Raw genomic sequence first — 9553 nt, forward strand, 5'->3', positions numbered from 1 at the left:
CCGAACGGCAGACGCCCGGTTGCGGCGAACGTGACGGTGCTCGCCCACGCGAAAACGTCGGCGCTCGGCCCGACCTCCTCTGCGGAGGCTTGCTCGGGAGCCATGAAACCCGCGCTGCCGATTAACAGCCCGCTGTGGGTGATCGCCGTGCTGTCGGCGGCCTGGGCGATCCCGAAATCCAGCACACGGGGACCATCCGCGGCGAGGACGACATTCGCGGGCTTAAGATCTCGATGGATCACACCAGCGTCATGAATCGAGGTAAGCGCCTCGGCCAGCCCCGCGGCGAAAGCCCACAAGGCCGCATCTGTCAGCGGCCCGTGGTGGGCGACGTGCTGCTGCAAAGTCGGTCCGGGGATGTACACACTGGCAATCCAGGGCTCATCCGCGTCCGGGTCGGAGTCCAGCACCCGGCACGTCCGGAGGCCACCCACCCGGCGAGCAAGCTCAACCTCTCGGCGAAACCGCGCCCGAAAGGCTGGATCCTCCGCCAACTCAGGGCGGATGACCTTCAACGCGGCCCGGTGTCCGTCCCGCTCCGCGAGGAAGACAACACCCATCCCCCCGCCGCCAAGCCGGCTCAGGACTTGCCATCCGCGATAGCCGGTTGACGTGGCCTCCACACTTACCATCGCACATCCCCCCGAGTCCGTTGACACGCAGATCATGTCAGCCTGCATGCGAAGGATGCCCCGTGGCATATCCCGGTAGTGGTCGACTGCGAGAGCAGGTGTGCAGGCGGTCACTTTCGAGGCTGTGCTGGAAGCGGCCGAGGCCATTGGTTGATCAGGTGCACTGACGACGACGGCAGACACCTGCGAGCAAGAACAGACAACGGACCGACATTGCGCACATCCGACAGACAACCAGGGTCGACGAAGGGCGGATGACCGCGCCTGCAATTCGGAGGGATCGGCCAGATGGCGGAGGCCCGGTGTTCGTGCCATTCGCGTGCCAGTAGCACCGGTCAGCATCCGGTCCCACCGGTCGGCAACGGCGGGTACCGAACCACCGCTGACCTGGGCCGGAACGAGAGAACCCAGGTCAGCTCCGGTAACCGCACATGTTTCCCAAGCTTGTAGCGTGGACTGGGTCGGCACTCGCTCCGATCCGTCCCGGTGTACCCATTGCTGTACCCGAGCCGGCGGACGTCGGTGGACGAGTACGAACACCGGTGGATGGTGGGCCCAGGTCAGGCCGACACGGCGGATGTCCACGGACATCAACGGACAAACCGCTCTTTCCTCTTAATCTGTGGGTTCGGGGTTCAAGTCCCTGGCGGCGCACCAAGATCGCCTGCAGCACAGGCACTTCTCGCCACTTGATCGGGCCTCCGAGGCACTGGACCCCGCGTTTACCCCACGGTTTCGATCCTTGTCGTCGTCGGTCGATGTTCCTCGATGGCGCGCGTCAGCGGATCCGGCGGGGTCACCGGCACCGATTTTGTGATCCCCGTTGCCCTTTGGGAGACCGGGGTTCCACCTCCCGATACAGGCCGAGGCGCGGACAGCGGGTGGCGCTCTGCCGGCGCCCGGATTGTCCCGTCCCGGATGCTTGTGACGGCTTGCGGGCCTGGGGCGGTGGTGACGGAGAGCCTCAACTCTGGACGTGGCCGTGGGTCCGGTCGAGGGGAGTGAGTTTGTCGAGTTGGATTCGGCCGATGGTCGGCACGATATGCGTGTCGACGAGCCTGCGGTGGGTTCGCAACGTCGCGGGTCGCGTCCCATCGCCACGCTTGATCTCCAGCCATTCACCGAGGCGGGCGTGCGCGTCGCCGTACCCGGGACCACAAGGTTGATGTCGCCTCGCGCGGTGTGCACGGCAACGCGTCGCGGGGCGGCGCTGAACTGCGTGTCGGTATCGCCGCTGTCCGAGGTGGCATCGACGGTTGCCGAGCGCGGCCCGGTCAGCGTGAGGTCGCCGGAGGTGGACTGTACCTGCGGTCGCCCGCTCATGTCGGTGGCTGTGATGTCGACCCGGCGGAGACCAGCAGGAGGTCTCCGCGGACGGTTCAGCAACGGCCAATCAGATGATCCATCAGATCGGCGGTTGTCGAGGCTCCGGCTCTGCGCAGCGCAGCGATCGTCGAGGTGTCTGTGGCGCCCGTCAGTGACGCGACCGCCGTCCGGTGCGCGGCAAGCATGTGCGGCTCGTACTCGGCAACGAGCCGGCCGAGCAGCTCGTCGGGAGTGAGCACCTCGACGCCGGCCGCGGCGGCGGCGTCGGCCGGGAAGTCCTTGATGTTCCAGGTGCAGAGGACAGTTGCGGCAGCGGTGACGGCTGCGGCGAGGACGTGGCGATCGTCGTCGTCTGGCAGCCACACATCGGCCAGCGCCCGGAAGTCCTCCTCGGAGGTTCGACCTCGGCAAGCGGGAACGCGCGGTTCATCGCTGTCACCAGCCGTCGGGCAGCCGCGCGGTCAAAGCCGTTCACGTTCAGCATGAGGTGTTCGGTGGTCTCATCGAGGATCGCGGCGCTCCAGGTGATGGCGATGATCTCCTGGTCGGCGGCGTAGAGGAGGTAGTCGCGCAGGACACGGGAGTAGAGCACGTTCGCGTCGGCGAGAACGATCCGGATCAGGTCGGTCTCGCCGACGGCGGCGCTCATTCGGTCAGGCCGAGGTCGTTCTGCACGGCCGCCAGGTCGGTGAGTGCCTCGCGCCGCCGCGGACGCTCGGTTTCCAGGAACGCCCGGATCGACGAGACGCGCACGCGGTGGTGCGTGCCGACCTTGCGGTACTCCAGCAGGCCGCGGTCCATGAGCTTGCGGACCTGGGGACGTGATATCCCCAGCAGCACCGCTGCCTCGGTGGGAGTCACCTCGGCGGTGCGGGAGGCCATGACGATCTCCCCGCCTCGTGCCGTGGCGTCGATCAGCCGGGAGACCAGTTCGGCGGTCTCGCGCGAGAGCGCGACTCTCACCTGGTCGCCAGGCGTCGCCAGCGCGTGGTGAAGAGCCTCGGCGTCGCGCAGCAGCAGCTCGGTCACGGCAGGACTCCCATCTGCTCCAAGTGAACCAACTGCAGCAACCGTAACACGGCTCGTGTGCAGCGGCCGGGCTCCGCACCCGGCAGGGAGACGGACCACCTCGGACCCCTCGGCGAGAGTCTCTGTAGCCAGGCCGGTCACGACCGCCTCTGCGCGGAGCCGGGTGACCAGGGCACGCGCCGTGGTCGTGCCGATGTGGAGCCGCTCGCGGAGAGTCTCCGCGGAGATCGGACGGCTGTGGGTCTGCCAGCGCTCGACAACTGGCCGGCGCTGCCGCGGCCCCGAGAACGGCCCAGACGTCCGAAATCACCGTGGTCACCTGCCAGGACCTCTTCGACTTCCTGCGAGACGAGGCAGCACCGTGCTGGCTCCCGGGCTGTCGTTCGAGGGCACGTCGTACTGCTCGCAGAGCCGGCACGTCTGGTGAGGGTCGTACACCGGACCGGGTTGCAATCCGTATGCGTGCTTTGACCGACTTTGGCATCACGACATGAGTCAGGGGTTATGCTGGCAACATGGCGTGGGACGTCATCCTCCTCGAACCGGTCGAGTCCTGGTTCCTGAAACTCTGTGAATCCGACACGGACACAGCAGCGTTGATCGTGCAGGCAATCGACAGGCTTGCCGCCGTAGGACCCACGCTGGGCAGGCCGCTCGTGGACACCATTGGGCACAGCGAACTTCGCAACCTAAAGGAGCTGCGGCCTGGTTCCCGGGGGCGGTCGGAGATCCGGATGCTCTTCGTTTTCGACCCGGACCGCGCGGCGATCTTTCTTGTCGCAGGCGACAAGGCCGGGCGCTGGTCTCACTGGTACGAGGAAGCCATCCCATTGGCCGAGGCCCGATACGCCGACTATCGGGCGAAAAAGGACAAGGAGGCAGGCCCGTGAGTACTGGAAGACGCTGGGATGAAGTCAAGGCTGAAGCGCACCGTCGTCACCCTGAACTGGCTGATCCCGAACGGCAGGCCAGGGCCCGCGCCGAACTCGACGCGTACGTCGCCGGTCACCACCTCAAAGAGCTCCGTCAGGCCATCGGCAGGACACAGTCCGAGGTCGCCCAGATCCTTGGCGTATCCCAGTCCCGGATCTCCCAGATCGAGAACGGCGACATCGAGGCCATGGAACTGGAGACCCTCCGTGCCTACGCCGCGGCACTTGGCGGGCATCTCGACGTCACCATCAGCGTGGGCCCGCACTCGGTGAAGGTCGCATAGGCCGGGTCGAGGATCGGCTGAGATAGTAGGCTTGGTCGGACCGGGACTGGGCGAACGTTTATGGAAGGCCGTCGTCTTGGTCGAGATCCCGAGTGAGCCGTTCGCGTACCAGTAGCAGCAGTCAGCAGCCGACCCCGCTGGTCGGCGCTAGCGAGGAGCAGCGGCAACCGCGGCACAGGTTTCCCAAGCTTGTAGCGTGGACAGGGTCGGCACTCGCTTCGATCCGTTTGATCTGCGGCTTCGGGGTTCAAGTCCCTGGCGGCGCACCCACACTCCACATGCTTGCTGAGCAGCGGGCAGCTTCGTTGCGGTTCGTTACGGGCTGCCGCTTTGTTCGGTGACGGCTGGCGATGTCAGGCGACGATGTAGCTCGAGTCGTCGAACTCGGCCGTGACCTTCAACCGTCCGCCAAGTGCCTCGACGTAGGCGCGCAGGACTGACACCGACACCACGTCCAGCTTTCCGCGTTCCACGTCGGAGATGCGGGGGCCGGATACACCCATGGTTTCGGCGACCTCGCGTTGAGTTAGAGCACGGCTGCGTCGGACCTCGGCCAGCCGGTAGGCGTGGATCTCGTCATCGAGGCGGCGCTGCCCGGCCTCGCGGTCGGCATCGGTCCGTACCGGATAGCCGGCGGCGACACGTGCCTGCTCGGCCTGGCGTTTGACGTCGTCCCATCGCATCGTTGTCATCGGTAGTCCCTCCTCTCGATCTCGGCAAGATGAAGGTCATAGCGTTCATCCGCTGCGGATATCGCGGTCTCATACCAGCGCTGCCAATTGCCCGACTTATCCCCGGTTACCAGCAGCACCGCTCGGCGGACCGGGTCGAAGGCGAACAGGATTCGGATCTCGCTCGTGCCTGCCGAACCTGGCCGTAGCTCCTTCATGTTGTGGTGACGTGAGCCCTTGATCCGGTCGACCAGCGGCCGGCCGAGGGTTGGACCGACGGTTGCCAGTCGGTCGATGGCGTCCTCGACGAGGTCGGCCGACTGGGGGTCGTTCTTGGTCAGGTCGACGAACCACTCGGCGACCTCCTCTACCAAGAGGACTTCCCAGCTCTGCACAGGAGCATCTTAACTCAGGGGTTAAGCTCTTGTGGGGCTGCTCTGGCGGAGTCGACGGTCGGGCTTCCAGTGGAGGGTCCGACAGCAACCGCTGACAGCAACGTGAGCGGACGTCGGCGGACGACAACGAACGACGGAGGCCCGCCGACTCAAGCTGATGAACGTCGGCGAACCTCCATAAACATCACAAACGTGACTCTTGGGGGGGTTTGATCCCGATATGCGGCTCTATCGGCAGTTTTGTCGTTCCTGATCATCCCTGGAGGGATTGAAACCTCGGCCTCGGTCTTGCATGGCCGGCGTTTGCACAGGTTCCTGATCATCCCTGGAGGGATTGAAACGCTGGCCACCGCCCGGTGGCCTCATGGTGGCGCAGCGTTCCTGATCATCCCTGGAGGGATTGAAACCTCTCCGCGCCGCCTGCCTGCCGGACCGCGTCCGCGTTCCTGATCATCCCTGGAGGGATTGAAACACCTCGCCCGGGACGACGCCCGGCGGGTCGCCGGCCGTTCCTGATCATCCCTGGAGGGATTGAAACCCGCACGCAGGGCCCCCGGCCACGCGAGACCGCACGAGTTCCTGATCATCCCTGGAGGGATTGAAACGTGTGGAGGTGGAGATCGACCGCTACCTGTGCAGGCCGGTTCCTGATCATCCCTGGAGGGATTGAAACACAATGCCGACGGCCGGTTCACTCCCGGCCGGGCCGTTCCTGATCATCCCTGGAGGGGTTGAAACTCTGGAACGGAAGCAGCGGATTTCAGGTCCGCTGTCCACGGAACTGGGACCGCTCCAGCCCTCGGTGACCCCGCATCCGACGCGGTGGCGCTACGGGGAACGGAAGAAGGCATCGGTGACAACCTCGCCGTCCGAACCCGGCTCACCCTCACCTACCTGTCCGGGCTCCAAGGCGTCCCCGGTGTCGATGTCCGCCTGCACACCACGGCCCTGTATAACTCGATCTACCGGTTCGACGGCGACATGCTCGTCAACACCCACGTCTGCTGCAGACGCAGCGGCGAGGACGCGGCGGGCAGCATCGGCGGGGCTTGCGCGGATCTCGCATTCCCAGAGCCGCACGACGGTCCAGCCGGCTTGCCGAGCCAGCTCCGAGGCACGTGCATCCCGTTCGCGGTTGCGTTGCATCTTCGCAGCCCAGAGCGGCGCGTTCGGGCCGTTGAACGTCGTGCGGCCGTGTACCGGGCAGCCGTGCCAGAAGTCGCCGTCCACCCATACAGCGATCCTCCGGCTCGAAAGTACAAGGTCAGGATTGCAGCCGGAGGCGAGGGTGGGGTGGAGCCGGAACCGGGCGCCAGCGGCGTGCAGCGCACTGCGTAGCAGCAGCTCCGGTTCGGTGTCGTTGTTGCGCCGGCCCCGCAGGCCCGTGGCTGCTGGCGTCGAGACCCACCTTTCGGACACCCGGTCATCCTTCCATCGGGCATCTGTGCTGGCCTGTCGGACCCGTCGGCTACGTTCCTTCTCAGAGGAGGTCGCCATGGAGAACACGGAGGATGCTGCCCCTGCTGGGCAGGCACAGCCGGACGTCGTGGCCAGGGCTGGTCACGGCGTCGTCGGAACCGGCTCGTTCAGCGCTGTCGATCTCTTCGCCGGTGCGGGCGGTGCATCCGCAGGCCTGGTCGCTGCTGGGGCGGACCTGCGGCTTGCCGCCGAGATCGACGCTGAGTATGCGTCGACCCATCTGGCGAACCTGCCGGCCGAGGTGCTGGTGGGCGACCTGCGTAACGTCGGCAGTGAGAAGATGGCTCATGCCGCCGGTGTCGTGCCTGGTGAGCTGTCTCTGCTGTTCGCGGGTCCGCCGTGCCAGGGCTTCTCCATGATCGGCTCGCGGGTCGTGTGGGATGAACGTAACAACCTCTTCCGGGAGGTTCTGCGGACCGCGAAGGACCTGCGGCCGAAGTGCGTGGTCATCGAGAACGTTCCCGGGCTGATCACGCTCGCGGGCGGGGCTTATCTGCGCTCGATCCTGGGGGGCCTGTGCGAGGTCGGGTATGCGGGTGCGTGTGCCGAGCTGCTGGCAGCTCAGTACGGTGCGCCGCAAATGCGGTGGCGGCTGGTCATCGTCGCGTGGCGGAAGGACCTCGATATTTCTGCCGGGTACGGCTTCCCGGCTCCAACTCATGGCGGGGAGATCGGTGATCTGCTCCCGAACTGCACCATCACCGCGTCGCAGTCCGCGGGCTTTCTGACCACCTATGACGCCATCGCCGATCTGCCCACAGTCGAGGCCGGGCAGCAGAACGACCAGTATGTCGGGCCGCCGACGACCGCCTACCAGCAGCAGATGCGCGCTGGTCTGGCCGGTGAGCTGTGGAACCACTACGCGGCCAAGCTGTCCGAGTCGAACCTGGCCCGGATCGCCCACCTCAAGCCAGGTGAGGACTGGCGTGACCTTCCGTTTGAGCTGCTGCCATCCGGGATGCAGCGGGCGCTGCGCAAAGACCACACCCGCCGGTACCGGCGGATGTCGTGGGATGGCGTTCCGCGGACCATCGTGACTCGCTTTCGTGACCCGAAGACCGGCGAGTACACCCACCCGGAGCAGGACCGCACCATCACGATCCGGGAGGCGGCCAGGATTCAGGGCTTTCCCGACAGCTTCGTGTTCCACGGCAGCCGTTCCAGCCAGTACGACCAAGTCGGCAACGCCGTTCCGGTCCAGCTGGCCAGGAACATTGCCGAGGAGGTCGGCCGTTGCCTCGATGGCCGGCCCACGCATCGGCTCAACAGCCCGTTCCGGCGGCGGCCGGTGGCCTTCCTCGGCCCGCAGGGAGACCTGCTCCCGACGTTGACGGACAGCGCCGCATGACGGCCGAGTTGTTCTACCCGCTGACGTCGGCCCCCAGCAGGCGCCCTCACCTGGCCGAGTGGCACGGCCACCGGGTCTTCCCGATTGTGGCCGCGCACCGGGCAGCTCTCCAGGACCAACGGCAAGGCCGCTGCCCTTTTCTGTCCGATGTCCTGGGAAGCCAGCAGGCGTGCGTGAAGCTGGAGAACAGCCGGGGCGTCTGCTCGATCAGCGCGGAAAGCAACGGCCACCGGCAGGACTGGCTGGTCTGCCCGTACCGGGCGCTGGATGACAGGTTGGTGGAGACCATGACACGGCGGCTGTTCTCCGTCTTAGGATCTGTAATGAATTAACAAATGCATCCTCGGGAGCATCTTCGCAGGTCGTGGGCCTGCAGAAGGCTCAAAATGAACAAGTTATTTCATTACGAATTCTTAGACGGGCAGCCAGTCGCCATCCAGCCGGTCCTGACGCTCTCGGAGGACCGGGTCAAGGAGATCCTCGTGGACGGCAGTGGGACACGGGTCTTCTGCTACTTCCAGGAGAAGCTCGGCGGGGAGATCGGCCTTTCCCGGACCGACGCCTCACCGGAGCTGTCGTTCGATATCACGCTTGTCGAGCTCCTGCTGTCCGAGGACGGCAGCCGGGTCCGTCTCGGGTGCTACGGTGTGATCGAGCTTCAGACCACCGACACCCATGGCAGCTACAAGCATGCGGTTTCCGCGTTGCGTGGCGCGCTTGACCTGCACCCGGGGGACTTCCCCGGTCAGGTCGCCGCGAACCAGGAGTGGGCAGGCCGGAAGGTCGAAGGCCCGAACATCTCCAACGTTTTCAAACGGACCTTCTACCAGGTCGCCTTCAAGTTCCAGGTAACGAAAAGGGACACCTCGGTCGGCTGCGTACTCGCCATCCCCCAGCCGGTCTGGGACTCCTGGCAGCCCTTCCTCGGTAGGCCGGACCTGCACCGTCAGGCCGACGGCACGTGGCGCCTCCTTGACGATCAGAGCACCGCGCCGGCGGGCTGGATCTACGTTTTCGACATCGCCGAGAAGCCGGCCGGCAATGGCAGGCCCGCGCCGGTCGAGGTCAAGTTAGTGATCGGGACCGACGCGGCGACACTCAGCCGCGCCGCACTCGACGTCGCCCCAGCAAAGGCGATCGAGAACTCAGCCGGCCACGACGCTGTTCTTGTATCCCTGAACGGCAGGCTCCGCAAGTACCTGCCCGGCCTTGAGCGAGCCGCGTCGTAGATTTGTAGCGAATTGGGTCGACCCACCGACAGTCCGCGGCCGGTATCCGCGACGAAAAGTGTGGCGTGTTGGTTCCGAGCGCGGAAAAAGCCGACCGCTTCAGAAAACGATCAAGAATTCGTGAAGGGCAATGGCCGGTCAGGCGATCTGGCGGAGATCGTTTCCATAGTCGAAGATGATCAGCATGCGAGCACTCAGCGCTCGGGCATACCGGCTTAGAGTGACCGG

At 65.7% G+C, this 9553-nt stretch carries 12 protein-coding genes and 1 CRISPR repeat array; of the genes, 5 read left to right on the forward strand and 7 right to left on the reverse strand.

Annotated features, from left to right (window positions below):
• The 4 genes from MJ797_RS17920 to MJ797_RS17935 form a co-directional block, all read right to left on the reverse strand.
• Positions 1-632: serine/threonine-protein kinase (locus tag MJ797_RS17920; protein ID WP_239336459.1), on the reverse strand; the 632-nt coding region annotated here is incomplete at its 3' end.
• Between the two features lie 964 nt (positions 633-1596).
• Positions 1597-2025, reverse strand: a complete 429-nt coding sequence (locus MJ797_RS27020; protein ID WP_255739137.1) for an N-terminal phage integrase SAM-like domain-containing protein — start codon at positions 2023-2025, stop codon at positions 1597-1599.
• A complete protein-coding gene (locus MJ797_RS17930; RefSeq protein WP_239336466.1) occupies positions 2012-2323 on the reverse strand; it encodes a hypothetical protein in 312 nt (103 codons plus the stop codon). Before MJ797_RS17930 ends, MJ797_RS27020 begins: the two co-directional genes overlap by 14 nt.
• A gap of 280 nt (positions 2324-2603) precedes the next feature.
• Positions 2604-2987 carry a helix-turn-helix domain-containing protein gene (locus MJ797_RS17935; RefSeq protein ID WP_239336468.1) on the reverse strand — a complete coding sequence of 128 codons (384 nt, stop codon included), beginning with the start codon at positions 2985-2987 and terminating at the stop codon, positions 2604-2606.
• 515 nt (positions 2988-3502) lie between these two features.
• Between MJ797_RS17935 and MJ797_RS17940 the strand changes: the two genes are divergently transcribed.
• Positions 3503-3877: a type II toxin-antitoxin system RelE/ParE family toxin gene (locus MJ797_RS17940; protein ID WP_239336470.1), complete on the forward strand. Its 375-nt coding sequence runs from the start codon at positions 3503-3505 to the stop codon at positions 3875-3877.
• Positions 3874-4203 carry a helix-turn-helix transcriptional regulator gene (locus MJ797_RS17945; protein WP_239336473.1) on the forward strand — a complete coding sequence of 110 codons (330 nt, stop codon included), beginning with the start codon at positions 3874-3876 and terminating at the stop codon, positions 4201-4203. Before MJ797_RS17940 ends, MJ797_RS17945 begins: the two co-directional genes overlap by 4 nt.
• A 353-nt stretch (positions 4204-4556) precedes the next feature.
• Here the strand turns inward: MJ797_RS17945 and MJ797_RS17950 are convergent, their stop codons facing one another.
• The 3 genes from MJ797_RS17950 to MJ797_RS17960 form a co-directional block, all read right to left on the reverse strand.
• Entirely contained in the window at positions 4557-4895 is a 339-nt protein-coding gene (locus tag MJ797_RS17950; protein WP_239336476.1) for an XRE family transcriptional regulator, read from the reverse strand.
• The gene (locus tag MJ797_RS17955; protein ID WP_239336479.1) at positions 4892-5269 is read right to left on the reverse strand and encodes a type II toxin-antitoxin system RelE/ParE family toxin; all 378 of its coding nucleotides are present in this window, start codon (positions 5267-5269) and stop codon (positions 4892-4894) included. Before MJ797_RS17955 ends, MJ797_RS17950 begins: the two co-directional genes overlap by 4 nt.
• Positions 5270-5514: 245 nt before the next feature.
• A CRISPR array of direct repeats spans positions 5515-6007; the repeat unit is 30 nt; unit sequence GTTCCTGATCATCCCTGGAGGGATTGAAAC.
• A 90-nt stretch (positions 6008-6097) separates the two neighbouring features.
• Positions 6098-6688: a very short patch repair endonuclease gene (locus MJ797_RS17960; RefSeq protein WP_239336481.1), complete on the reverse strand. Its 591-nt coding sequence runs from the start codon at positions 6686-6688 to the stop codon at positions 6098-6100.
• Positions 6689-6764: 76 nt separating this feature from the next.
• Between MJ797_RS17960 and MJ797_RS17965 the strand changes: the two genes are divergently transcribed.
• The 3 genes from MJ797_RS17965 to MJ797_RS17975 are packed head-to-tail and all read left to right on the forward strand — an operon-like array spanning position 6765 to position 9325.
• Entirely contained in the window at positions 6765-8096 is a 1332-nt protein-coding gene (locus tag MJ797_RS17965; RefSeq protein ID WP_239336482.1) for a DNA cytosine methyltransferase, read from the forward strand.
• Positions 8093-8428, forward strand: a complete 336-nt coding sequence (locus MJ797_RS17970) for a NotI family restriction endonuclease (protein WP_239336485.1) — start codon at positions 8093-8095, stop codon at positions 8426-8428. The genes MJ797_RS17965 and MJ797_RS17970 overlap by 4 nt, the downstream gene beginning before the upstream one ends.
• Before the next feature lie 54 nt (positions 8429-8482).
• Positions 8483-9325, forward strand: a complete 843-nt coding sequence (locus MJ797_RS17975; RefSeq protein WP_239336488.1) for a hypothetical protein — start codon at positions 8483-8485, stop codon at positions 9323-9325.
• The last annotated feature ends 228 nt before the right edge of the window (positions 9326-9553 follow it).

Origin of the sequence: Protofrankia sp. CiP3 (genome assembly GCF_917627345.1) — a bacterium.
Lineage (GTDB): Bacteria > Actinomycetota > Actinomycetes > Frankiales > Frankiaceae > Protofrankia.

Excerpts from the sequence above, each read along its gene's own strand:
- MJ797_RS17940 (WP_239336470.1), top strand. The coding sequence starts at position 3,503 with ATGGCGTGGGACGTCATCCTCCTCGAACCGGTCGAGTCCTGGTTCCTG.
- MJ797_RS17950 (WP_239336476.1), bottom strand. The coding sequence starts at position 4,895 with ATGACAACGATGCGATGGGACGACGTCAAACGCCAGGCCGAGCAGGCA.
- MJ797_RS17965 (WP_239336482.1), top strand. The coding sequence starts at position 6,765 with ATGGAGAACACGGAGGATGCTGCCCCTGCTGGGCAGGCACAGCCGGAC.
- MJ797_RS17970 (WP_239336485.1), top strand. The coding sequence starts at position 8,093 with ATGACGGCCGAGTTGTTCTACCCGCTGACGTCGGCCCCCAGCAGGCGC.
- MJ797_RS17975 (WP_239336488.1), top strand. The coding sequence starts at position 8,483 with ATGAACAAGTTATTTCATTACGAATTCTTAGACGGGCAGCCAGTCGCC.